This is a genomic window from Ruegeria sp. CG4, from assembly GCF_056537185.1.
In genome coordinates this window covers 34,219-57,300 of the sequence record NZ_JBQFRB010000011.1, presented here as the reverse complement: position 1 = coordinate 57,300, position 23,082 = coordinate 34,219, and the positions used below count along the sequence as shown (strand labels likewise).

The following is a 23,082-nucleotide window of genomic DNA, read 5'->3' as shown; positions in this document are numbered from 1 at the left end:
GATCTGCTATGCTGCACTGCAACATTGACCCCGCAGGAACGAGCATGAGCGCCACAGCCCGCAAAAAAGCCCCAAATGCCGAGGATATTCGCGCCCGAAAAGGCGGTGATCCATTGGTCAGCCTGACCGCCTATACCACTCCGATGGCGCGGCTGATGGATGCCCATTGCGATTTTGTTCTGGTGGGCGACAGCGTCGGCATGGTGCTGCACGGGCTGGAATCGACCCTTGGGGTGACGATGGAGATGATGATCCTGCATGGCCAGGCCGTCGCGCGCGGGTTGGAGACGGCCTTGATGGTCATCGACATGCCCTTTGCCAGCTACGAACACGACCCGGCACAGGCGTTCAAGAACGCGGCCCGCCTGATGGCAGAGACCGGCGCGGGAGCCGTCAAGCTGGAAGGCGGCGTTGAGATGGCCGAGACGATCCGCTTTCTGGTCAGGCGTGGCATCCCGGTGATGGCTCATATCGGCCTGACGCCGCAATCGATCAACACGCTGGGCGGCTACAAGGTACAGGGCCGAGATGGTCAGGCCCACGCCGTGCTGGCCGACGCCCATGCCGTCGCCGAAGCCGGCGCATTTTCCGTCGTGTTAGAGAAAGTTCCGCAAGGGTTGGCCGACCGCATTACGGCTGAGATTGCGATCCCGACGATTGGTATCGGTGCGTCCGCCGGGTGCGATGGACAGATCCTAGTGGTAGACGACATGGTGGGCTTTTTCACCGCTTTCAAACCGAAATTCGTCAAACGGTATGCCGAGCTTGGCCCTCTGGCCGAGGCTGCCATTACCGAATACGCCGCCGAAGTCCGGGCGCGGACTTTTCCGGCGGACGAACATGTCTTTGCCGACCGGGCACCGTCCAAGGGACCCGGGAAATGACCGCTCCAATCCTTCGCCGTCTGGCGGACCTGCGCGCGCTGACCACCGATTGGCGTCGCAAGGGCGAGGTGATCGGGGTTGTTCCCACAATGGGTGCGTTGCACCTGGGGCATCTGTCGCTGGTCGAGGCCGCGAAGGCGGGCACCGACAGGGTGATCGTCACGATCTTTGTGAACCCCAAACAGTTCAACAACCCCGAGGATCTGGCCAATTATCCGCGCACCGAAATCGAGGACGCACAGAAGCTGGCCCCATTCGGTGTCGACGCGATCTATGTGCCCGAGCCCGAGGAAATCTACCCGCAGGGCTTCGCCACCAATGTATCTGTCATGGGTCTGACCAATGTGCTTGAGGGCGAATTCCGCCCAGGTCACTTTGACGGAGTCGCCACGGTGGTCGCAAAACTGTTCCTTCAAACACAGTCAGATCGAGCCTATTTCGGGGAAAAAGACTATCAGCAACTGTTGGTCGTTCGCCGGATGGCGCGGGATCTGGATATCCCCATCGAGGTGATCGGCTGCCCCACGGTGCGCGAACCCTCGGGTCTTGCCATGTCCTCGCGGAATCTGCGCCTGTCACCCGAAGGGCTGAAAACTGCCGCGAAGATGAGCAGGGTCATGCAGGAACTGGCGGACGCGCTGGATGGCGGGGTAGCTTTCGATCCGCTGGCTTCGAAGGCGCACACTGACCTGCTGGCTGCTGGCTTTGCGCAGGTGGAATATTTGAAACTGCACTGCGCCGAGACACTGGAACCCTTGAGCCATGCTGAGCGGCCTGCCCGTCTGCTGGCAGCGGCCTGGCTTGAAGGTGTTCGGCTGATCGACAACATTCCTGTCTGAACGCTCTGGCACGATTGTCATTGTTTGCGCTAAAGTCCTGCAAAACCAAACGGGAGAGGGCGCAGGCGTGACCTATATTCTTGCCATTGATCAGGGCACCACATCATCGCGGGCCATTTTGTTCGACACGGATATGCAGCGCGTCGGCACCGCGCAGCACGAATTTACTCAGCACTTCCCGCAGGAGGGCTGGGTCGAGCATGATGCCGAGGAAATTTGGGAAAGCGTCCTGCGTGTCTGCCGCGAGGTGATGGACAACACCGGCGTAACCGCAGATCAGATCGCTGGCATCGGTATCACCAATCAGCGCGAAACCACCGTCGTCTGGGACCGCGCCACCGGCAAACCGATCCACAACGCCATCGTCTGGCAGGACCGCCGGACCGCCGAGATCTGTGCCCGCTACAAGCAGGCCGGTTGTGAAGATGACGTCACCGCCCAGACCGGTCTGCTGCTTGATCCCTATTTTTCGGGCACCAAGGTAAAATGGCTGCTGGACACCGTACCCGGCGCGCGGGAACGGGCCGAAGCCGGAGAGTTGATGTTCGGCACTATCGACTGCTTCCTGATCTGGCGCCTGACGGAAGGACGCAGCCACGCAACCGACGCAACCAACGCCGCACGCACTCTGCTGTTCGACATTCACAAGGGTGAGTGGAGCGCCGAGATCTGCGATCTGCTGGATGTGCCGATGAATATGCTGCCGAAGGTACATGACTGTGCGTCGGACTTCGGAAATACGTATCTATTTGGGGGCAATATTCCGATCCTGGGCGTGGCCGGAGACCAGCAGGCCGCCACCATCGGACAAGCCTGTTTCCAGCCCGGGATGATGAAGTCAACCTATGGCACGGGTTGCTTTGCGCTGCTGAACACCGGACCAACGCCGGTCAAATCCAACAATCGCCTGTTGACCACCATCGCTTACCAGCTGGACGGTCAGCGGACTTACGCGCTGGAAGGGTCGATCTTTGTCGCCGGGGCGGCGGTTCAATGGCTGCGCGACGCGCTCAAGATTATCGACTCGGCGCCGGAAAGCGGAGAACTGGCGCAGCAGGCCGATCCCAACCAGCATGTTGTGCTGGTTCCGGCCTTTACCGGCCTTGGGGCACCCTATTGGAAGCCGGATTGCCGCGGCGCGGTGTTTGGCCTGACCCGCAATTCAGGCCGCGCCGAGTTTGCCAAGGCTACGCTGGAAAGCATCGCCTACCAGACGCGCGACCTGTGGCATGCCATGCAGGGTGATTGGGGCGCGGATACCGATGTCACCCTGCGCGTCGATGGCGGGGCGAGTGCATCGGATTGGGCGATGCAGGGCCTGTCGGATTATCTCGGCGCCGAGGTTGACCGCCCTGTGATGCAGGAAACCACCGCCCTGGGCGCTGCCTGGCTGGCCGGGATGCGCGCCGGCATCTATCCGGACCAGCAGGGATTCTCGGAAACCTGGGCGTTGGATCGCCGGTTTGTACCAGAAATGTCCGCCGAAGACCGCGATGCGGCCTATGACAGGTGGAAACGTGCCGTTTCCGCCGCAATGGCGTTCTGAAACCAGTGAAGGATCAGCTGTGATCCTTCATCAACCGCTGCTTCTGCCGTGACCAATCGCGCTTGGCCTGGGTTTCGCGCTTGTCGTGCAGCTTCTTGCCCTTGGCGATGCCGATCTTCAGCTTCGCGCGGCCCTTGTGGTTGAAATACAGAACCAGTGGCACCAGTGTCATGCCCTTGCGCTGGGTCGCGTTCCACAGGTTCGACAATTCCTTGCGCGAAACCAGCAGCTTACGCCGGCGGCGTTCTTCGTGTTTGAAGACCTTGGCCTGTTCGTAGGGCGCGATGTAACTGTTGATCAGCCACAATTCTCCGTCATCGACCGAAGCATAGCTTTCGGCGATGTTCGATCCGCCAGCGCGCAGGGACTTGACCTCGGACCCCTCCAGCACAATGCCGCACTCGAGATCGTCCTCGATCGCGTAATCGAAGCGGGCACGCCGGTTTTCGGCGATGACTTTGTAGTTCGGGTCTGTCTTCTGTTTGGCCATGACGCGTTGATTTAGGCGGCTTGGGCGGACCTTGCAAGCCGTAGACGTCAGGATGGCGCCGAGATGATCAGATCGGGGCCAAAAATCGTGTCAGAGTGGTTGTGCAGATAGATCTTCAGCCACGGCGTAAATCGGGATGGGTGGCGCTGCACTTCGGCCAGAAGATCGTGATAGTCGATCCAGCGGATCTCCATGACTTCTTCCGGATTAGGCTCGATTTTCAGAGAACCACGAGCCCTGGCCAGAAATACGTCGACGACTTCATGTTCGATCATGTTGTTGCCGACATCGGCGTGGTATTCCAGCCGATGACGGTATTCCGGGTATAGCCCTGTAATCCCAAGTTCCTCGCGCAGACGGCGCACAGCGCATTTGGATGCGGTTTCACCCCAGTCAGGATGTGTGCAACAGGTGTTCGCCCATAGGCCCGGCGTGTGGTACTTTCCCAACGCCCTGCGCTGCAGCAAAATCTCTGTCCCGCGCACGACAAAGACCGACACCGCCTTGTGCCGCAGGCCCTTTTCATGCGCCTCAAGCTTGTCGACGGGGGTCAGTTCGCCATCGACCCATGCCGGGATCATGATACCCATTTGTTGTCTCCTGCTGCCAATCCGCCTGTGTGACGGGACGTTGCGGATTACCTTTGGCCGGATCGGCTTGGCGTCGCGGCATCACATGTTCAGAGCGTGACTAGCCGCGCAATCCCAACGTGGCGCTGATCGTACCCGTTATCAACCGCACGAAAGGCCGCAGGGGCTGCGGCCTTTTGTACTCACACAGGTCGTCTGATGGCTGGAGATTATTCGCGCGAAACGCTGACGATATAAGCGTAGACGTCTTCGCCGCCGCTTTTCAGTTTGAAGGTCATCTTGGACTTGGCAGCTGTGTCATCCAGATAGGATTTCAAAAAGGTCTTGGGATCTTGCGAATACTCGACAAAGGTCGCTTCATCCCAAACCAGCCCGTTTTCACCTGCAGCCACGATGCTGTCGCCATATTTGAACCCTTCGACGGTGCCTGCGGTCCGACCCGCGATTCCATACAGGTTCGGGCCGGTCTTGCCGCCCTTGACGATCACTTCGCCAGCAGGATCGGCGATCTGGTGGCAGGATTTGCATTTGTTAAAGGTCTTTTTGCCGGCCTCGGCGTCGCCTTCTGCATATGCGGGTAGGGCCATCAGGCCGACGATTGCGGTTGCGAGGATGCGATTCATAGCTTTTGCTCCGATACGAATTGGCTGCACCGAATGGATCGTCGGCGCAAAAAAGAGTCAACGCGCAGATTGCCGCGCGCGGCCACTGTGCCACTGCGGCATAGTGGCCGTCCTTAACTTATGTCATGTGACCCGGACCAACAGGGCAAAAGATCGCCAGCCGCTGGTGTTGCCAGATAAATCGCCCGCGCAATGGCGCGCGCCAGACATAGCGAGGCGGCGTGCCCGATCATTCCCAGCTCTGCCTCGTTCTCCAAAGGTATTGACCCGGTGCTGACACCAAAGACCAGATCACCGTCACCCGGCGTGTGGGCGGGCAGGATGGCGCGTGCAATACCATCATGCGCGGCCACGGCCAGCCTTTGGCATTGCGGTTTGGTCAAAACGGCGTCCGTCGCCACGACAGCAATGGTTGTGTTGGTCTTGTCCGGCTCGGCCGGGCGCATGGCCTGCGCCTTGAGGCTGACCTGAGGCAGCCCCAGGCCTGCTCTGAAATCAGGCCCTAAACCGCCGAATTCGTCGCCAATTTCGTAAGGCGCAGCCCAGAAATAACGGTCGCCGGGCGTGGTGACACTGCCCAGCGGATTGGCGGCGACCAAAGCCCCGACGGTGATGCCCGTGTCCAGAACAAATGATGCAGATCCAAGCCCGCCCTTGTGCATAGCGGCCAGGGCTCCGGTCCCTGCACCGGCCGTGCCCAGCGCAAAGTCCTTTGAGGCCGCGTCAAAAGCGGCGCGCCCCAAGGCACGGTACGGGTTCTCGGTCCAGCTCTTGTCACCGCCGTTGAGCAGATCGAACAGGATTGCCCCGGGCACGATCGGGACCACGGTATGGCCGACCGGATACCCCCGGCCTTGCGACCGAAGCGCATCCGACACGCCGGAACTGGCATCCAGCCCAAAAGCCGATCCGCCGGACAGGGCGATGGCATCTATCTTTGTCACCGTTTTGTCGGGGGCCAGAAGATCGGTTTCGCGCGTACCCGGCGCGCCGCCCATCACGTGCACAGACGCGGTGAAAGGTACATCGGCGGTCATAACGGTCGTGCCGGATTTCAACCGGTCATCCTGCGCGTTTCCAACCAGTAGGCCGGAAATATCGGTGATCAGGTTCCTAGGTCCGGGTTTCATCGAGATGGTTTCCCTTGTCTCAGCAAAGCGCTGCCCCCGGTGGAGGTGCTTTTCAAAAAAGAGGGCGCAGGTCAGATACAGCGGCCACCGTCAACCTCCAGCGCGGTTCCGGTGATCATGCTGGCCTCGTCCGAGCACAGGAAACAGGCGGCGTTTGCCATGTCCTGAGGCGTGGAAAACCGGCCCAGTGGAATGGTCGACAGGAACTTGGCGCGAATCTCGGGTGTGTCTTCGCCCATGAAGGATTTCAGCAAGGGGGTTTCTCCGGCCACCGGGCAGATCGCATTCACGCGAACGCCAAAGGGCGCCAGTTCGACGGCCATCGTCTTGGTTGCGGTGATCATCCAACCCTTTGAGGCGTTGTACCAGTTGAGGTTCGGGCGCGGCGACAGACCAGCTGTGGAAGCAACGTTCAGGATCGCGCCCGAGCCTCGCGCCTTCATTGCCGGTACAAATGCCCGCGCTGTGTGAAAGACGGATTTCATGTTAACGCAGAAGACGCGGTCGAAATCCTCCTCGCTCACTTCCTCCAGCGGTGTCGGCAGATGCGTCACGCCTGCGTTGTTCACCAGAATATCAACCTGCCCAAATTGGGCGATGGCGGCGTCTGCCATTGTTTGAACGGAAACCGCGTTGCCGACATCAACGTGCTGGGCGAAGGCTGCCGCGCCGAGGGTCGCGGCCATTTGCTTTGCCGCATCCTTGTTGATATCGGCGATCATCACGCGCGCGCCCTCGTCAAGGAACTTTTGGGCAATCCCGGCCCCGAACCCCGAGGCGCCGCCAGTCACGATTGCGGTTTTATCCTTAAGCCTCATCGCGTTACCCCTCTGCCGATGTTCCGGGTCAGACTATCAACGCCCCGGCAAGATACCAGATTAATCTTCGGACACCTTGCCCCGCAGCGCTTTGACGTCGCCACGCGCCTTTTTTGCCGCAAGCCGGCGCTTGACCGAACCGTAGGTGGGCTTGGTTGCAATACGCCGCTTGGGCTTGACCAATGCGCGGGTGATCAGCTCGGCCAGTCTGGCGCGCGCGATTTCACGGTTGCGCGCCTGCGAGCGGGTCTCTTCGCACTGGATTATGATCGCGCCCTCTTTGGTCCAGCGTCGCCCGGCGAGCCGTTTCAGCCGGGATTTGACTGGATCCGGCAGGGACGGGGAGCGCGCCGCCTCAAACCGCAGCTCGACAGCGGTGGAAACCTTGTTGACGTTTTGCCCGCCTGGACCGGACGAGCGCACAAAGCTCTCGGTCATTTCCCAGTCCTGCAGGATGATATCGTCCGTAACGCGCAACATGCGCGCGACCTTACAGGTGGCGCGCGGAAACAAAAAGGGCCGCCCCGGCGGGACGGCCCTTCGAAAGTTCAGGAGGTCGGGTCGGTTAGATCAAACGACCAGCCGGAGCGAGCGCTCCGCCAAGGGCTGCCTTAACAGGCGATCCCCCCGGTTGTTCCGACACCTCTCTCCAATCTCTTTCTCGACACTGGATCACCTCCTTTTCTATCTGTTGCGGTTGAAAAGAAGCGTGACACAAGTTGTGCCAATCTCAAAGCACTTTTTTACACAGGCTGAGCGGTCAGTCGCGCAACGATCACTTTGAACGGGATCAGCGCGATCATCGCCAGCGACAGTTTCACCAGCCAGTCGGCAAAGGCCAGCGTTACCCACAAAGGTGCCATTGGACCGGACAGCATGAAAGGAACAGGTTCCCATGCCCAGCTGATGGCCGCATCGGCATTGGCGCCGAAGAACGTGACCGACGCCGAGAATGCGATGGTGAAGAACAACGCGGTGTCCAGCGCCGAGCCGACCAAAGTCGAGACCAGCGGCGCGCGCCACCAGCGGCCGCCGCGCATCGCGTTGAACACAGTAACGTCCGTCAGCTGCGCGATCAGGAAGGCGGTTCCGGACGCGACGGCAATCCGCAGCGGCACTGCGGCATAGGTGAAGCCATCGCCCTGCAGCATGATCTGGCTGCCGATGAGCGAGCAGATGATACCGGTGACAAACCCGGCAAACACGACCTTGCGGGCCGGACCCACGCCATAGACGCGGTTCATGATGTCAGTGACCAGAAAGGCCAGCGGATATGTGAAGGCACCCCAGGTCAGCAGGCCGTCAAGGATCAGGAACTGGACCAGGATGTTCGAGGCCACAACGATAGTGGCCATGGCAATAATGCCGGGAATAAAGCTGCGTTGCATTTTCAGATGCCCGTTTTGACAAGGTAGCGGCGACTTGGCCAAGGGTTCATCCCAAGGCAAGCCGCGCTTCTAGCGAGTCGAATCGTGTTTGGCAAGTCATTCGGGCAGCAGGTATTCCACCAGTTCGGTACGCTGCAGGGCCAGAAAATTGTCGTCCGAGATCATCGTCGCCCGCAGACGCCCCTGACCGTCGCGCCAGACCGACAACCCTTCGAGGTTATCATGCGTTCCGGTACCGGTTTCAAACAGGGTCTCTTCGGACATGGGTGTGTCTGCATTGATCTGCCAACGGCGCAGGCGCGAGCGGAAGCCGGTCAGCGATACGGCGCGTTCGAGAACATACAATCGGCCATCCGGGCCGAAATCTGCGGACACAGGCAGGAACCGGCCCCGCTGCGGCAGGACAAACGGTGTAGACCACGCCTGACCGTTCCAGCGATAGACCGGGATATTGCCTTCGGCGGTGCGGTTCTTTTCCGGCAGGGTATACAGCCGCCCCTGAGTGTCGATCGCCAACCCCTCGAACGATCCGTTGCCATCCAAACCGTCGAACGCCTTGGGGCGTGGCAGAACGCGCGCAGCACCGCCCGGGTCCGAATAGCGGGCAATGCGGTGAATGCCTTCGAAAGAGATATAGAAGCTTTCGTCAGGCGCGACGGCGAGTCCTTCGGAATCACCTGTGTAACCGGGCAAGGCGCGCCCTGTGCTGGACAGGACAGGCCAATGCCCCAATATTTTGACCTCGCTGATACGGTCCCCGTCCCGGTCAATCCGCGCGGCCACAAGGACGGCCCGGTCGCTGAGCGCGATCAGCTTGCGACCGTTCTCGGACATATGGATCGCCGAAAAACCGCCAAACCAGTCCGACCCGTGGGTCCACGTAAAACTGCCCAGATGGGTGGCGGCAGGACCCTCGGCTGCCCGAAGAGGCCCCGCCAGCACCAGTGTCGCAATCAGTTGGACTGCAAGACGGCGGTGCATTGCTGGGGCAGATCGGCCAACCGGTATTCGCGGCGTTTCTTGGGGGCGGGCGCGTTTGGATCAGGCGGCGGCGGGTTGAGGATATTCTGCACCCATTGCTGCGCTTCGGCACAGCCATCACCTTTGGGCGGCGTATCCTGGTTGACGCAGCCACGCGATCCTCTGGGGCATTTCAGCCGGACATGGAAGTGATAGTGATGCCCCCACCATGGCCTGATCTTGCGCAGATAGGCGCGGTTGCCCTTTTCGTCGTTGCACATCTGAACTTTGGCGCCCGGGAAGACGAATATCCGGGCCACGCGCTTGTCCTTGGCAGCCTCTCGCAGAACAGCATGGTGCTGTTTGGTCCAGTTGCCGTTCACATACGCCCCGTTCGAGCGGCGCAGGGAAATCGACGAGATATTCTCGCGTGCCTTGCGGGACAGCCTCATGTCGTTGCCCGGCAGCATCCATATATCGATGTCCAGACCCAGCTGATGGCTGCGGTGGCCGGATGTCATCGGACCGCCACGCGGCTGGCTGATATCCCCGACATAGAGACCATTCCAACCTGGTTGCTTCGCCGCAAAACGGCTGAGGTCCTGCACGTAATCGATCGCTTCGGGATGCCCCCAATTTCGATTTCGCGACAGACGCATGGCCTGCCATGTCGGCCCGGTTTCGGGCAATTGCACCGACCCGGCCGCACATCCGCGCGAATAACTGCCGAAGGCCGCGGGTTTTTGTTGTGAACTGACTTTCTGCGCCCCGAACAACTGCTTGGCCAAGGGTTGCGCCCCCGCCGCGCCTGCCAGCGTCAAAGTCGCAAGAATTGCCAAAAAGCGTAATAAAATCATCTGCTCTGATCCCCTTCCGGTTTAACCCAGCGCATTAGGAACAGGCCCAGAATAAACAACAGAACGATGGGTGACACCCCCAGTCTTGCGCTGCCCGTCGCGGTGGTGGCGATCCCGATCAGCAGGGGCGCGGCAAAGGCAGTGGCGCGACCGGACAGCCCGTAAAGCCCGAAGCTCTCGACCGGCGCCTCGGGATCGGTGTGGCGCACCATCATGGATCGGCTGGCCGATTGCAGGATACCGCCCATGCCGCCGATCAGAACACCGCAACCGAAGAAGACCAGATCCGGCAGGTTCGATCCCTCGGGCAACGCAATGCCGTAAATCTGCGTCCGGTCCATCAGAACGACAGTGACGCAGACAAAGATCAGAACCCAGATAGCGACCAAAATAACCGGTTTAGGGCCGTATTTCCGGTCCATCTTGCCGCCAATCCAGGCAAAGATGGCAGAGGCCAGAACGCTGACGATGCCAAACACACCGATCTTGATCAGATCCCATTCCAGCACCAGGCGCGCGTAAACGCCGCCAAAACTGTAGAGCCCGTTCAGCGCGTCGCGGTAAAACATGGACGAACCCAGATAGGCCGCAAGACTGCCCCGGTGCCGCAGGGCGGCAATCGACTTCCCGAGCAGGCGCAATGCCTCGCCGACACTGCCCTTCTTGTTCGTCTGCGCATCGTCGCGCACCCACAGGAAATAGGGCACCATGAACAGAACGAACCACCCGGCGGTGAAAGGCCCGACAAAGCGCGTGCCCTCACGCGCGGCGGCGTCCAGCCCGAACAACGGCTCCATCCCGATCAGCGTCTTGCCGTTGGGCTGTTCAACAAACAGCGTCAGCATGATCGCCAGCGAGATCAGACCGCCAAAATACCCAAAGGCAAAGCCCGAGCCTGAAATCTCTCCGACTTCATTGTCATCGCCCAGATCGGGAAGCTGCGAGTTGATGAAGATCAGCGCATATTCCGCACCCACAAACCCCAATCCGAAGGCCGACAGCATCAGCCACATGTTCGAACCATCTGGCAGCGTGTACCATAGCGCGGCGGACCCCACCGCATACATCACCGAAAACGCGAAAATCCACGGGATGCGACGGCCGGAAACATCTGCCATAGCCCCCAACAACGGCGCGCCAAACGCGATGATCAACCCGGTGATGGTCAGGCAGTTCGCCCAGACTGTCTGCGCCTGCGCGGCGGCGGCTTCTGTTTCCAGTCCGGTATTGGCATAGTATCCGGCTGCGACCCCTGCAAAATAGGGGCCGAACACGAATGTCACCAGCAGCGTATGATATGGCTGACTGGCCCAATCGAAAAACCACCATCCCCAGATGCGCTTGCGCTTGGAAATCTCTGCCATCACTGCCTCTTTGTGCGTTTTGCTTCATAAGACGGGGCTTTGATATAATTCGCAAGCTTTCAGTTGGCCCGGACTTGCTCTTTGCGGCAGGGGCGCTTAGGTCTCAGCAAACGCGCAAACGGAGTGCCCATGCTGTCGCTGATCCAAATCCTTCTGCTGATCCTGGACATTGTCTGGTTCATCATCCTGGCCCATGTGATCATGAGCTGGCTGATCAACTTTCAGGTGCTCAACCTGCATCAACAGCTAGTGGCGCAGATCTGGTATGGCCTGAACCGACTGTTGGAACCGATCTATGGCCCGATCCGGCGCGTTCTGCCCAACATGGGCGGACTGGACCTGACACCATTGGTGGTGCTGGTCGCGGTCTATGCGCTGCGGATCATCCTGATCAACAATGCGGTCTATTTCGTCTGACCTCTTGTTCACCGAATCTTAGTGTGTGATTGTCCTGTCTTAAGAGCAGATAAACCTTAAAACAGGGCACCCCCGCACATGTTCGACGCCGCACCCCTGCTGCGAGATGTCTTTGGATTCGACGACTTCCGTCCCGGGCAGGAAGAGATCGTCGATGCCGTGACCGCAGGCGAAAACGTGCTGGCGATCATGCCCACTGGCGGTGGTAAATCCCTGTGTTATCAGCTTCCTGCCCTGCTGCGCGACGGGGTGACGGTGGTGATCTCCCCTCTGATCGCCCTGATGCGCGACCAGGTGCGCGGGCTGCAGGAGGCCGGAGTCGAGGCCGGGGCGCTGACCTCGGGCAACACCCCCGAAGAAACCGATGCGGTGTGGGAGGCGCTGGAGGCCGGGCGGCTCAAGCTGCTTTACATGGCCCCCGAACGTCTGGCCGCCGGGTCGGCCTTGGGTATGTTGCGGCGGATCAATGTCAGCCTGATCGCCGTGGACGAGGCCCATTGCGTCAGCCAATGGGGCCACGATTTCCGCCCCGACTATCTGCGGATCGGAGAGCTGCGGCGCGCGCTGAACGTGCCACTGGCGGCCTTCACCGCCACGGCAGATGCGGAAACGCAGGACGAGATTGTCGAAAAACTGTTCGACGGCACCGCCCCGCGCAAGTTCCTGCGGGGCTTTGACCGGCCCAATATCCATCTGGCCTTTGCCGCCAAGGACGGGCCGCGCAAGCAGATCCTCGACTTTGCCGCCGCCCGAAAAGGGCAATCGGGCATTGTCTATTGCGGCACTCGCAACAAGACCGAAGTTCTGGCGCAGGCCCTGCGGGCCGAAGGCCATTCTGCCTGCCACTATCACGGTGGCATGGAGGCCGAAGATCGCCGCATCGTCGAAACCCGTTTTGCTCGTGAGGATGGGCTGATCGTGGTTGCCACCGTCGCCTTCGGCATGGGTATCGACAAACCCGATATCCGCTGGGTCGCCCATGCGGACCTGCCCAAATCCATCGAGGCCTATTATCAGGAAATCGGTCGCGCCGGGCGCGACGGCAGCCCTGCGGAAACCCTGACCCTGTTCGGCCCCGACGACATCCGCCTGCGCCGTTCGCAAATCGACGAAGGGCTGGCCCCGCCTGAACGGCGAATGGCCGATCACGCACGCCTGAACGCGCTGTTGGGGCTGGCCGAAGCGCTGGAATGCCGCCGCCGGAGCCTTCTGGGTTATTTTGGCGAACAGGCTGAACCCTGCGGTAAATGCGATCTGTGTGACAGCCCGCCCGAAGTGTTCGACGGCACCACACCTGTTCGCATGGCCTTGTCCGCGATCCTGCGGACCGAGGAATGGTTTGGCTCGGGTCACTTGATCGACATTCTGCTGGGCAACGAGACCGACAAGATCCGCGCACGCCGCCACGATGATCTGTCGACATGGGGTATCGGCAAGGACTGGTCGCGCCCGCAATGGCAGGCGATTTTCCGGCAGATGATGGGCCACGACCTGGTCCGCCCCGATCCTGAACGCCACGGCGCGCTGCGCGTGACCGAGGCCGCGAAACCCATCCTCAAGGGCGAGGCGCAGATCAACTTGCGTAAGGATACAATACGCAAGGCGACTCGTCGGCCTGCGGTCAAGATGATGGTGTCGGAAGAAGATGCGCCTCTGCTGTCTGCGCTGAAGGCCAAACGCCGGGCGCTGGCGGAATCAGCCCGGGTTCCGGCCTATGTCATCTTCCCTGACCGCACCCTGATCGAGATGGCCGAAAAGCGCCCCGCCACGCTGGATGACATGGCCCGGATCGGTGGCGTCGGCGCGAAGAAACTGGAGCGGTACGGCGACACCTTTCTTGAGGTTATCGCGGGTGCGGTCGAAACCGTGCATCCCGCACGGCGCAAGCTGGCCGGGCGCGATCAGGGCGACATCTACGATCGCCTGCTTGAAATTCAGACTCGCTTATCACGCGGTCCGGACGGGATCGACAAACCGCTGACTTGCTCGGCTTCTCAACTGGCAAAGGTGGCGCAACTCCGCTCGGACGATCCAAGAGCGATCGAGCAGGTTCTGGGAGACCGCCGTCACGAAAGGTTTGGCGCTGCCTTTCTGGACGTGCTGCGTCAGGCGGGCTAGATACCCTGCATCAGGCAAGAAACGAGGGCGGATATGCTGGTAGTCATTTCCCCGGCCAAGCGGCTGGACTGGGCAGAGCGGGATGTCGATGTCACGCAACCGGACTTTCAGGATGATGCGATCCGCCTGTCGAAGACCGCCAGAAACCTGACTTTGGTCGATCTGAAGAAACTGATGGACCTGAGCGACGACCTAGCCCGGTTGAACCGCGACCGGTACCGCGTTTTTTCCGATGCGCCGGACGCAGAAGTGACCCGCCCCGCCGCATTGGCATTTGCCGGTGACACCTATCAAGGGCTCGAAGCAACCTCATTGGACGCCGAGGAATTGGTCTGGGCGCAGGATCATCTGCGCATTCTGTCCGGCCTTTACGGTGTGCTGCGACCGTTGGATGCCATTCAGGCCTATCGGCTGGAAATGGGCAGCAAGCTTAAGACCCGGCGCGGCAAAAACCTTTATGAATACTGGCGCGACCAGTTGAGCAAGGCCCTTAACGCGCAGGGTAGCGCCATTGGGTCTGACATTCTGATCAACTGCGCCAGTCAGGAATATTTCGGCGCTGTCGACCCGAAGACGCTTAAACTGCGGGTTATCACACCGGTGTTCATGGAAGACAAAGCCGGTTCGCCGAAGATCGTCAGTTTCTTCGCCAAAAAGGCACGCGGTGCCATGGCGCGGTATGTTATCCAGCACCGGCTGACCGATCCCATGGGGCTGCTGGATTTCGATACCGGGGGCTATCAGTACCGTCCCGACCTATCGGAACAGGACAAACCAGTCTTTGTGCGTCCCTATCAGGCCTGATCCAGCATTGAAGGATCAAAAGCCACCAGTTCAACGGTGTTGCCTTCGGGGTCCTCTGTGAAGACTCCACGCCAGCCGATCCAGCCGAATTCTTCGACGCGGTAGGGTTGTCCTAATTCGGTGTACCAGCGCATGACGGACTCCTGCTCGGAAAACGGCAGAGAAAGGGCAATGTGATGTAAGGATGACCTGCCTCCGGTCACGGGCATGTTTGCGCTGTTCGGGTGCAACCCGGGCCGCGGAGCCGCCGTGTGATGAAACAACGCCAGCACCTGTGTATGTCCGCCAAACCCTTCGGCGATGCGAAAAAAGGTAATGGCGCTGTTGTGATCGCCCGACAGACGCTCAAGCCCGATCACATTTTCATAGAACGCAACCATCGCGGGCATGTCGGCGCAGCGGATCGCAATCTCGCCCAACGCACGAGGGCGAAATCCGCGGTGATCTGAGGTTTGCTTGCGGGTCATGCGATCAGGCTATTCGACATGTCCGGGTTCGGCAATGACCGGGCAGGCGCCATCGGGACAGTGGTCCAGGATCATCTGAAGTATGCGCTGCTTGTGTAGCGGTTTCGTCAGATAGTGATCCAGCCCGGCTGACAAAATTCCGGTGTCGTCCCCGTCCATCGCATGGGCGGTCAGGGCGACAATGGGCACATGGCGTCCTGTCCCAACCTCGCGCCGCCGAATTTCAGCCGTAGCCTGTTTGCCGTCCATTTTCGGCATTGAGATGTCCATGAAGATCAGGTCCGGGTCAAAATCCAGATGGGCCTGCACCGCATCAATCCCGTTATCTGCAAATCGCAGATCGATATTCGCATCCTTGACCATCTTTTTCAGGATCAGTTGATTGGTGCGATTGTCCTCGGCCGCCAAAACTCGCATCAGACGCTGCCCGGAAGGCAACTTGAGCCGACGGGGCGCCTCGATGACAGAGACCGCTTCCACTGTTTTGCTGGCTTTGCCAAGCGCCATCAACTGGGAATACAGTTCGGCCCGGGGAATCGGTTTCTGCAAGACACCTTCAACCAAGTGCCGGGACGCGCTGGCGTGGATCAAAGCCGGGTTGGCGGACATGACGACGACGGGTGTTTCACCCAGTCCGCGTTCCTTCAGGATTGCCGCCAATTCAAGGCCGTCCATATCGGGCAGGTCATGGTCGCATAGTAGCAGGTCGACCGTATCATCCACGATTTTCAATGCCTCTGACCCGGTCTCGCAAACTGTGACCCTGAATCCCAGGCGCCCCAACTGCTTGCTCAGGATGGCGCGATTTACAGCCAGATCCTCAACCACGACCACATGACGCAAACGTCCCCCCAGATCAGGTGGCTCCGGCTGTGGTCCCGGCATGGTCGGCAAAGAGATGCGGAACCCGAAACACGACCCCCTACCAGGATCGCTCTCAACCCAGATGGTCCCATCCATCAGGGTGATCAGTCGCTTGGTAATGGCAAGCCCCAGCCCGGTCCCCTCGAACAGCCGGTTTCTTTCATCTTGTACCTGGTTAAATTCACCGAATATGTGGCCGATCTTGTCTTCGGCAATTCCGATCCCGGTATCTTCGATCGCGACATGGATGTCGCACGTCTGCGCCTTGGCATTGGGGACTCCGGTTACGCGGATCAGGACGTGGCCCTGTGCGGTGAATTTCACCGCGTTGCCCACCAGATTGGTCAGAACCTGCCGAATACGTCCCGGATCGCCCATGAACAACGTTGGAAGAAACAGATCATAATCCACCAGTAAGGTCAGGCCTTTTTCCCGAACGCCGGGCTGCAGCAGCATCGCCACTTCGAGAATGCACCGTTCGAAATCGAACTGCTCGGGGTGCAGGGTCAGCCTGTCTGCTTCGATCTTTGAATAATCCAGCACATCATTGATGATGACCAGCAGCGCCTCGCCCGAGTTCCGGATGGTGTTGACGTATAAACGCTGCTCTTCCCCAAGCTGCGTCTCGGCCAGCAACTCGGTCATGCCGACAATGCCGTTCATCGGGGTTCTGATCTCGTGGCTCATATTGGCCAGAAACGAGGATTTGGCGCGGTTGGCGGCTTCGGCCCGTTCCCGCGCTGCTGTCAGTTCGGCCTCATGCCGGACCGAGGCGGTTATGTTCAACGCCAGGCTGACCACGTCCCCGCCATTGCCGCGTTGATCGATGAGCTTGATATACTGGCCATTCCAAAGCTGAATGACCACAGGTTCGGGGTTTGCCTGCATCCACCGCGACTGCATCCGCGCCTGCCAGTCGGCCGCGCACTCGGGTCCGGTATCGACGATCCCCTCGGTGGTCAGGATCTCGAGGATACGCGCGTAGGATATGCCCGCAGCGATCTCTTCCAAGCCTTCGAACACGCTCAGATACGCGGCATTGGCTCCAATCAGGCTGTGGTTTGCGTCAAAGAAGGCAAACCCGTCCTGAATGGTCTGGATCGAATGCCACAGACGCCGCTCGGCCACTTCGATCTTGGCGTGGGCGACGGTCAGGTCGGACTTGACCCGTTCGTTCTCGCCGCGAACCGTCTCAACCTCGGCCTGGGTTTCGCCGATGCGTCTGGTCAGGGCGATGGCGTGCTGGCCCAGTTTGCGGTTCGCTGCCGACAGTTCTGCCTGTTTCAACTCCAACAACCGTTCGGCTGCCAGCCGCGCACGCCGTTCCTGCGCCAGTTTGTTTGCAAGACTCATTTCAGATGATCCCGGAACACATTCCCGCACCATCCCGCCAGACCGTGAAGAAGTGTTTAAGCCGTTGCCAAACAAGCGGGCCACATGCGAGGGTTGCTGCAAATAGGAGGTTGCGATGCACCGCTTGGTTTTGATTGCAATAGTTTATTTTCTTTCACATTTTTTCCAGCCAGCCCCAGGTCAGGCACAAACTGCCGCGCCAGAGTTCCGATACATCACGACCCGCGACGCTGATTTTATCGGAACCGATCTGAATGCGCTGTTCGACACGGATCTGAAATCCTGCATTCAGGCGTGTTCGGCCATCCAAAGCTGTACCGCATTTACCTTCAACACTCGTTCGGATGCCTGCTTTCCAAAGAAGGACATAGCCCGGCAGGAACCCTACAACGGCGCTTTGTCCGCACAGAAGGTTTCAACGCCAGATTCGACCCTAACACTGGCAGAAACCCGCAAAGGTACGCTGGATTTCCTGCGACCGGCCGATTTTGAACGGGCTCGTGATCAGGCCAGGAACCTTGGATTTCTGCACTCGGCCGGCGGGTTCAATGCCGAAGACGCGATGAACGCCGCCCGCGCCGCCAAAACGCCGACGCTGGCCATGCAGTGGACCGGTGTGGCCCTGTCGATCAATGATGCCTCTGACCTGTGGACAGATTACGCCCGCCTGCTGCTTGCCATCGAAGCGTCGGGTTGGAACGAAAAAAATGTCCTTCACGATCGGGCGCTTGGCGCCGCCATAAACGGATACTTGCGCGCGGAATCAGAGGGCGCTCAGGTATCAGCACTGATAATCCTTTCAAACGCGCTTGAAGCTGTCGAACGCGGGCGTGACATGATCCCGGCGCTGCGACTGGCCCAGCAGCTTCAGCCGCGCGAGGATGTTCTGGCCGCTCTGGATCATGCGATCGGCAAATACGGGTTCCGGGTTGTGGACAGCAGCGTTGAAAGCGATGCTGCCGCGCCGCGCATCTGCGTTGAATTCTCGGAACCGCTTGTCAAAGCCGGTGTCGACTATGACCCCTTTGTTCAGCGCAGCGACGATGGTCTGGTGGTGCAGGCAGACGAGAAGCAGCTTTGCGTCGATGGTGTCGCGCATGGTGCGCGGTATCAGTTCACCTTGCGCGAGGGGTTGCCAGCCGCCTCGGGAGAAGTGTTGAACCGCAATGTCAGCCTGACCCACTACGTGCGCGACCGTTCGCCAACGGCCCGGTTTCCAGGGCGCGGATATGTGCTGCCCAAGTCAGCGGATGCGGCCTTGCCCGTTGAAACGGTCAACGTCGCCGAACTGGATCTGACCTTGCGCCGTATCAGTGACCGGAACCTGTTGCGTGCGGTTCAGCAGGGCTTTTTCGGCCGCCCCCTCAGCGAATGGGAAGAACGCGAGTTCAGCAACGAGATTGCCGAGGATATCTGGACAGGTACAGCGGAAGTCGAAAACCAGCTGAACCAGACCATGACAGCGCGCCTGCCTCTGGCCGAGGCGATTGCTGATCAACCGGCCGGTATCTACACGCTGTCCGCGCGGGTACCCGGCAGTGACCCTTACGACGACCCGTCAGCCACGCAGTGGTTCGTTCTGTCTGATCTGGGTCTTTCAACTGCTCAAGGCACGGACGGCCTGCATGTCACGGTTCGTGGCCTGACCGACGCCGCACCCCGCGAAGGGATCGAGGTTTCGGTGATCTCGAATGCAAATGCGGTTATTGCCCGGGCCAAGACGGATGCCGAAGGCCATGCCCTGTTTGATGCCGGTCTTGTTCGGGGAACGGGGGCAAGCTCCCCCGCGCTGGTCGTGGCTGCCGATGGCGACAGCGATATTGGGTTCCTGTCGCTGACCGACCCGGCCTTTGACTTGTCCGACCGTGGTGTCGAGGGTCGGGCACCAGCAGGACCAATCGATGTCTTTCTGACCACCGACCGGGGCGCCTACCGCGCCGGTGAAACGATTCACCTGACGGCCCTGACGCGTGACGATCAGGCGCAGGCCATCGAGGGTTTGCCGCTGACTGCTATACTGCACCGCCCGGACGGGGTTGAGTATCGACGCGCCGTGTCGGACGGCGGTGTTGCCGGAGGTCATGTTTTTGCGTTGCCCGTGGCTGTGGATGCACCGCGCGGAACATGGCGGATCGAAGTCAAGTCGGACCCGAAGGCTGATGCGCTGGCGCAGCAGACCGTACTGATTGAAGACTTCCTGCCCGAGCGGATTGACTTCGACCTGTCCTTGCCGGACGCCCCGCTGCATCCCGGCGACAACCCGCCTCTGCGGATCGAAGCTCGCTATCTGTTCGGTGCATCGGGTTCGGATCTGAACATCGACGGCCAGGTCCTCGCGCGCCCGGCGGAAACGGTTTCCGGATATGACGGGTATCGGTTTGGCCGCTATGATGCAGCGGTTTCCACCAAAAGCACCTATTTTGGCAATAGGCGCACCGACGCCGCCGGTCTGGCAACTGTCGCGGTGGAAATCCCTGTATTAGAGACTGAAGGCAAGCCTGTTGAAGCCACGGTGATTGCCCGGCTGGCAGACGGGTCAGGGCGACCGGTCGAGCGTCGCCTGACGGCTCCGGTCCGGCCAACGCAGCCGGTCATAGGAATCAAACCACTGTTTGACGGTGTTGTGCCTGAAGGCACCGAAGCCGGATTTCAGGTCGTCGGACTGTCGCCCGACTTGTCGGCAACCCCGATGCGCCTGCGCTGGACCCTGAACCGGATTGAAACCCGGTATCAGTGGTACCAGCTCTACGGAGAATGGAAGTGGGAACCCACCACCCGGCGCACCCGGATCGCCACCGGAGAGGCCGAGTTTCAGTCAGACCCGCTGACTTTGACATCCGCGGTCGACTGGGGCCGGTACGAGCTTGTGGTGCAGCGGATCGATGGCGCATACGCCGAAGCAGCCGTCGATTTCTACGCGGGCTGGTACCAGGCCGCCGACGCCACAAGCACTCCGGACAGGTTGGACATGTCATTGGACCGTGACAGCTATCGCCCCGGTGACACCGCTCAGCTGAGGATTGTGGCCCGCATAGCAGGTGTTGCACAGATCGACGTTCTGTCGAACCGGCTGATCCAACGCCAGATGATCGAAGTCCCTGAAGGAGAAACCGTTGTTCCCATCGATGTCACGCCGGAGTGGGGCGCGGGCGCCTATGTCGCCGCCACACTCATCCGGCCGATGGACGTATCCGCCGGCCAGAACCCGGCCAGGGCCATGGGGATCGCTCACGCCAGTGTTGAACCGGTCGGGCGCAGGCTGCAGGTCGGGATTGAGGTGCCCGAACTTACGACGCCAAGACAGGTGCAAAAGACCCGCATCAGGGTCGAAAACGCCCCGGCCAATGATCCCGTCTGGCTGACGCTGGCAGCGGTAGATGTCGGTATCCTGAACTTGACAGGTTTTGAATCACCGGACCCGCAATCCTATTACTTCGGGCAACGCCGTCTGGGCGTCGAATTGCGGGACGTCTATGGCCGACTGATCGACGGGATGAACGGGACCATGGGTCTCGTTCGTTCTGGTGGTGACAGCGACGCTGGTATGCGGCGGCAGTCGCCGCCGCCGACACAGGATCTGATGGCCGTATTCAGCGGTCCGGTTCAGGTCGATGAAGCAGGCGAAGTCGAACTGGACATTCCTCTGCCCGATTTTAGCGGCACCGTGCGTCTGATGGCCGTCGCCTGGTCGCGCAGCGCAGTCGGTCAGGTTGAAGCTGAGATGGTCGTTCGCGACCCGGTTGTCGTATCGGCCAGCTTGCCACGTTTTCTGGCCCCTGGCGACCAAAGCCGGATGCTGCTGGAGATCGTGCATGCCGACGGTCCGGCAGGTGAAATGGCACTGGGTCTGGCGGCTTCGGCCGGGCTGGAACTGGCCGCAACCCCGACCAGTTTCACGTTGCAACCCGGCGGCAAGACCGTTTTGGAAGTTCCAATTCGCGCAACTGCGGTTGGTGACCCTGAGATCAACCTGTCAATCACAACACCGGACGGCCGCGATCTGTCTCAGACGTTGCGGATGCCGGTTCGCGCAAACGATCCTGCCGTTGCTCTGACACGCCGGTTTTCGCTGGGCGAGGGTGACAGCTTTCTGTTTTCGCAGGATGTCTTCGACGGATTCCGGCCCGGATCGGTCAAGGCGATCCTGTCCGCCGGTCCGCTGGCGAAATTCGACACGCCCGGCCTGCTGGATTGGTTGAACAGGTACCCATATGGCTGCACTGAACAGATCACCAGTCAGGCGCTGCCGCTGCTGTATTTGTCTTCGGTCGCCCAGGCCTCGGGGCTGGGGAACGGACCGGCGATCGAAGCGCGGATCAGCACGGCCATCCGCAGCATTCTGACCCGGCAAACCTCGAATGGTGCCTTTGGGCTGTGGCGCGCGCAGGGCGGCGATTTCTGGCTGGATGCTTATGTCACCGACTTCCTGTCCCGCGCCCGTGCGCAGGGCCATACAGTGCCGGACCGTGCCTTTGCGCAGGCGATGGACAACCTGCGAAACAGGATCAGCTATGCCCCTGATTTCGACAACGGCGGGCAAGACATCGCTTATGCGCTGATGGTTCTGGCCCGTGAAAGCGCGGCATCCATGGGCGATCTGCGCTATTACGCCGACGTCAAGGGTGATGCCTTCGCCACGCCTCTGGCAGCAGCTCAGCTTGGGGCGGCGTTGGCCTCTTACGGGGATCAGACACGAGCGGACAGGATGTTTGCACGCGCTGCCCAGCTGCTGGCTGAGCGGCCGGATCAAAATCAAAGCTACTGGCGCACCGATTACGGAACCGAACTGCGCGATGTGGCCGGACTGCTGACGCTGGCCGTGGACGCAGGCAGCGAGGTGATCGACCGGGACGATCTGATCCGGCGGGTCAGTTCCGCCCCGGCGCATTTGTCAACGCAAGAGGCATCATGGTCGCTGCTGGCGGCGCATGCGCTGATCTCGAACCCGGAAAGCGCCGGGCTGCGTGTGAACGGTGCGCTGCTCGAGGGACCGTTTGTGCAGGTCCTGCATTCGGACAGCGACGATGTTCTGAACATAACTGCCGCAGACGGGCAGGCCACGAACATCACAATGACGGTGACGGGAATACCCGACGTCCCACCTGCGGCGGGCGGCACCGGATATGCGATCGAGCGGGTGTATTTCTCAATGGAAGGTGAACCGCTGGACCAGTCCGCACTTTCGGTGGGCACGCGATTTGTCACGGTTCTGACCGTCACGCCCTTCGAGGATGGCGGTGCGCGCCTGATGATCGACGACCCGCTGGCCGCTGGTATCGAGATCGACAATCCCAACCTGTTGCGTTCGGGTGATGTGCGGTCGCTGGACTGGCTGGATTTGTCCGAAGCCAGGCATACCGAATTCCGGTCTGACCGTTTTTTGGCAGCGGTTGACTTGCAGGACGGCAAGCCGGTCACGCTTGCGTATGTGGCACGCGCCGTAACACCCGGTGCCTTTCATCACCCGGCAGCCTCGGTCGAGGATATGTACCGCCCGCAGAACCGGGCGCACACCAACACTGGGCGCGTTGTGGTCGAATGATCGGGGGTCAAACATATGGAAGTTTTGG

The 23,082-nt window shown here is 60.4% G+C and carries 19 protein-coding genes; 7 read left to right on the top strand and 12 right to left on the bottom strand.

What is annotated here, in order from left to right:
• Nucleotides 1–44 precede the first annotated feature (44 nt).
• The 3 genes from panB (at nucleotide 45) to glpK (ending at nucleotide 3,269) form a co-directional block, all read left to right on the top strand.
• Nucleotides 45–884: a 3-methyl-2-oxobutanoate hydroxymethyltransferase gene (gene panB / locus ACR0J2_RS21265; RefSeq protein ID WP_170612936.1), complete on the top strand. Its 840-nt coding sequence runs from the start codon at nucleotides 45–47 to the stop codon at nucleotides 882–884.
• Nucleotides 881–1,723 (top strand): pantoate--beta-alanine ligase, encoded by an 843-nt coding sequence (gene panC / locus ACR0J2_RS21260; RefSeq protein WP_170612934.1) that lies wholly within the window; start codon nucleotides 881–883, stop codon nucleotides 1,721–1,723. The genes panB and panC overlap by 4 nt, the downstream gene beginning before the upstream one ends.
• Nucleotides 1,724–1,790: 67 nt before the next feature.
• Nucleotides 1,791–3,269 (top strand): glycerol kinase GlpK, encoded by a 1,479-nt coding sequence (glpK, locus tag ACR0J2_RS21255; protein ID WP_480813762.1) that lies wholly within the window; start codon nucleotides 1,791–1,793, stop codon nucleotides 3,267–3,269.
• A 13-nt stretch (nucleotides 3,270–3,282) separates the two neighbouring features.
• Here the strand turns inward: glpK and smpB are convergent, their stop codons facing one another.
• The 10 genes from smpB to ACR0J2_RS21205 all read right to left on the bottom strand — a co-directional run bounded on the left by smpB (nucleotide 3,283) and on the right by ACR0J2_RS21205 (nucleotide 11,489).
• Nucleotides 3,283–3,759 (bottom strand): SsrA-binding protein SmpB, encoded by a 477-nt coding sequence (gene smpB, locus ACR0J2_RS21250; RefSeq protein ID WP_170679982.1) that lies wholly within the window; start codon nucleotides 3,757–3,759, stop codon nucleotides 3,283–3,285.
• A 47-nt stretch (nucleotides 3,760–3,806) separates the two neighbouring features.
• Entirely contained in the window at nucleotides 3,807–4,349 is a 543-nt protein-coding gene (gene idi, locus ACR0J2_RS21245) for an isopentenyl-diphosphate Delta-isomerase (protein ID WP_170612928.1), read from the bottom strand.
• Nucleotides 4,350–4,558: 209 nt separating this feature from the next.
• Entirely contained in the window at nucleotides 4,559–4,972 is a 414-nt protein-coding gene (locus ACR0J2_RS21240; protein ID WP_480813761.1) for a c-type cytochrome, read from the bottom strand.
• Nucleotides 4,973–5,085: 113 nt separating this feature from the next.
• Nucleotides 5,086–6,102, bottom strand: coding sequence for a P1 family peptidase (locus ACR0J2_RS21235; protein WP_480813760.1), 1,017 nt, complete (start codon nucleotides 6,100–6,102; stop codon nucleotides 5,086–5,088).
• Between the two features lie 71 nt (nucleotides 6,103–6,173).
• The gene (locus ACR0J2_RS21230) at nucleotides 6,174–6,920 is read right to left on the bottom strand and encodes an SDR family oxidoreductase (RefSeq protein ID WP_480813759.1); all 747 of its coding nucleotides are present in this window, start codon (nucleotides 6,918–6,920) and stop codon (nucleotides 6,174–6,176) included.
• A 60-nt stretch (nucleotides 6,921–6,980) separates the two neighbouring features.
• Nucleotides 6,981–7,400: an alternative ribosome rescue aminoacyl-tRNA hydrolase ArfB gene (gene arfB / locus ACR0J2_RS21225; RefSeq protein WP_170807060.1), complete on the bottom strand. Its 420-nt coding sequence runs from the start codon at nucleotides 7,398–7,400 to the stop codon at nucleotides 6,981–6,983.
• Nucleotides 7,401–7,663: 263 nt separating this feature from the next.
• Nucleotides 7,664–8,308 (bottom strand): queuosine precursor transporter, encoded by a 645-nt coding sequence (locus ACR0J2_RS21220; RefSeq protein ID WP_170679990.1) that lies wholly within the window; start codon nucleotides 8,306–8,308, stop codon nucleotides 7,664–7,666.
• Between the two features lie 96 nt (nucleotides 8,309–8,404).
• Nucleotides 8,405–9,289, bottom strand: a complete 885-nt coding sequence (locus ACR0J2_RS21215; protein WP_480813758.1) for an esterase-like activity of phytase family protein — start codon at nucleotides 9,287–9,289, stop codon at nucleotides 8,405–8,407.
• A complete protein-coding gene (gene mepA, locus ACR0J2_RS21210; protein ID WP_480813757.1) occupies nucleotides 9,262–10,125 on the bottom strand; it encodes a penicillin-insensitive murein endopeptidase in 864 nt (287 codons plus the stop codon). Before mepA ends, ACR0J2_RS21215 begins: the two co-directional genes overlap by 28 nt.
• A complete protein-coding gene (locus ACR0J2_RS21205) occupies nucleotides 10,122–11,489 on the bottom strand; it encodes an MFS transporter (RefSeq protein WP_480813756.1) in 1,368 nt (455 codons plus the stop codon). The genes mepA and ACR0J2_RS21205 overlap by 4 nt, the downstream gene beginning before the upstream one ends.
• 129 nt (nucleotides 11,490–11,618) lie before the next feature.
• Here ACR0J2_RS21205 and ACR0J2_RS21200 point away from each other — a divergent pair, with 129 nt between their 5' ends.
• The 3 genes from ACR0J2_RS21200 (at nucleotide 11,619) to yaaA (ending at nucleotide 14,828) form a co-directional block, all read left to right on the top strand.
• Nucleotides 11,619–11,906 carry a YggT family protein gene (locus tag ACR0J2_RS21200; RefSeq protein ID WP_170568510.1) on the top strand — a complete coding sequence of 96 codons (288 nt, stop codon included), beginning with the start codon at nucleotides 11,619–11,621 and terminating at the stop codon, nucleotides 11,904–11,906.
• Nucleotides 11,907–11,984: 78 nt separating this feature from the next.
• Nucleotides 11,985–14,024: a DNA helicase RecQ gene (recQ, locus tag ACR0J2_RS21195; protein WP_480813755.1), complete on the top strand. Its 2,040-nt coding sequence runs from the start codon at nucleotides 11,985–11,987 to the stop codon at nucleotides 14,022–14,024.
• A 33-nt stretch (nucleotides 14,025–14,057) separates the two neighbouring features.
• Nucleotides 14,058–14,828, top strand: a complete 771-nt coding sequence (yaaA, locus tag ACR0J2_RS21190) for a peroxide stress protein YaaA (protein ID WP_480813754.1) — start codon at nucleotides 14,058–14,060, stop codon at nucleotides 14,826–14,828.
• Here yaaA and ACR0J2_RS21185 read toward each other — a convergent pair.
• Both ACR0J2_RS21185 and ACR0J2_RS21180 read right to left on the bottom strand, forming a co-directional pair.
• The gene (locus tag ACR0J2_RS21185; RefSeq protein ID WP_170807067.1) at nucleotides 14,819–15,295 is read right to left on the bottom strand and encodes a VOC family protein; all 477 of its coding nucleotides are present in this window, start codon (nucleotides 15,293–15,295) and stop codon (nucleotides 14,819–14,821) included. The genes yaaA and ACR0J2_RS21185 overlap by 10 nt on opposite strands.
• Nucleotides 15,296–15,304: 9 nt before the next feature.
• Entirely contained in the window at nucleotides 15,305–17,512 is a 2,208-nt protein-coding gene (locus ACR0J2_RS21180; RefSeq protein ID WP_480813753.1) for a response regulator, read from the bottom strand.
• 115 nt (nucleotides 17,513–17,627) lie between these two features.
• Between ACR0J2_RS21180 and ACR0J2_RS21175 the strand changes: the two genes are divergently transcribed.
• Nucleotides 17,628–23,054: an alpha-2-macroglobulin family protein gene (locus ACR0J2_RS21175; protein WP_480813752.1), complete on the top strand. Its 5,427-nt coding sequence runs from the start codon at nucleotides 17,628–17,630 to the stop codon at nucleotides 23,052–23,054.
• The last annotated feature ends 28 nt before the right edge of the window (nucleotides 23,055–23,082 follow it).

What these genes read in the sequence shown, in the direction of transcription:
- ACR0J2_RS21220 (WP_170679990.1), bottom strand. Translation starts at nt 8,308, where the DNA reads ATGCAACGCAGCTTTATTCCCGGCATTATTGCCATGGCCACTATCGTT.
- panC (WP_170612934.1), top strand. Translation starts at nt 881, where the DNA reads ATGACCGCTCCAATCCTTCGCCGTCTGGCGGACCTGCGCGCGCTGACC.
- mepA (WP_480813757.1), bottom strand. Translation starts at nt 10,125, where the DNA reads ATGATTTTATTACGCTTTTTGGCAATTCTTGCGACTTTGACGCTGGCA.
- ACR0J2_RS21240 (WP_480813761.1), bottom strand. Translation starts at nt 4,972, where the DNA reads ATGAATCGCATCCTCGCAACCGCAATCGTCGGCCTGATGGCCCTACCC.
- ACR0J2_RS21200 (WP_170568510.1), top strand. Translation starts at nt 11,619, where the DNA reads ATGCTGTCGCTGATCCAAATCCTTCTGCTGATCCTGGACATTGTCTGG.
- ACR0J2_RS21230 (WP_480813759.1), bottom strand. Translation starts at nt 6,920, where the DNA reads ATGAGGCTTAAGGATAAAACCGCAATCGTGACTGGCGGCGCCTCGGGG.
- panB (WP_170612936.1), top strand. Translation starts at nt 45, where the DNA reads ATGAGCGCCACAGCCCGCAAAAAAGCCCCAAATGCCGAGGATATTCGC.
- ACR0J2_RS21185 (WP_170807067.1), bottom strand. Translation starts at nt 15,295, where the DNA reads ATGACCCGCAAGCAAACCTCAGATCACCGCGGATTTCGCCCTCGTGCG.
- yaaA (WP_480813754.1), top strand. Translation starts at nt 14,058, where the DNA reads ATGCTGGTAGTCATTTCCCCGGCCAAGCGGCTGGACTGGGCAGAGCGG.
- ACR0J2_RS21180 (WP_480813753.1), bottom strand. Translation starts at nt 17,512, where the DNA reads ATGAGTCTTGCAAACAAACTGGCGCAGGAACGGCGTGCGCGGCTGGCA.
- ACR0J2_RS21215 (WP_480813758.1), bottom strand. Translation starts at nt 9,289, where the DNA reads ATGCACCGCCGTCTTGCAGTCCAACTGATTGCGACACTGGTGCTGGCG.
- smpB (WP_170679982.1), bottom strand. Translation starts at nt 3,759, where the DNA reads ATGGCCAAACAGAAGACAGACCCGAACTACAAAGTCATCGCCGAAAAC.
- ACR0J2_RS21175 (WP_480813752.1), top strand. Translation starts at nt 17,628, where the DNA reads ATGCACCGCTTGGTTTTGATTGCAATAGTTTATTTTCTTTCACATTTT.
- ACR0J2_RS21205 (WP_480813756.1), bottom strand. Translation starts at nt 11,489, where the DNA reads ATGGCAGAGATTTCCAAGCGCAAGCGCATCTGGGGATGGTGGTTTTTC.
- idi (WP_170612928.1), bottom strand. Translation starts at nt 4,349, where the DNA reads ATGGGTATCATGATCCCGGCATGGGTCGATGGCGAACTGACCCCCGTC.
- ACR0J2_RS21235 (WP_480813760.1), bottom strand. Translation starts at nt 6,102, where the DNA reads ATGAAACCCGGACCTAGGAACCTGATCACCGATATTTCCGGCCTACTG.
- recQ (WP_480813755.1), top strand. Translation starts at nt 11,985, where the DNA reads ATGTTCGACGCCGCACCCCTGCTGCGAGATGTCTTTGGATTCGACGAC.
- arfB (WP_170807060.1), bottom strand. Translation starts at nt 7,400, where the DNA reads ATGTTGCGCGTTACGGACGATATCATCCTGCAGGACTGGGAAATGACC.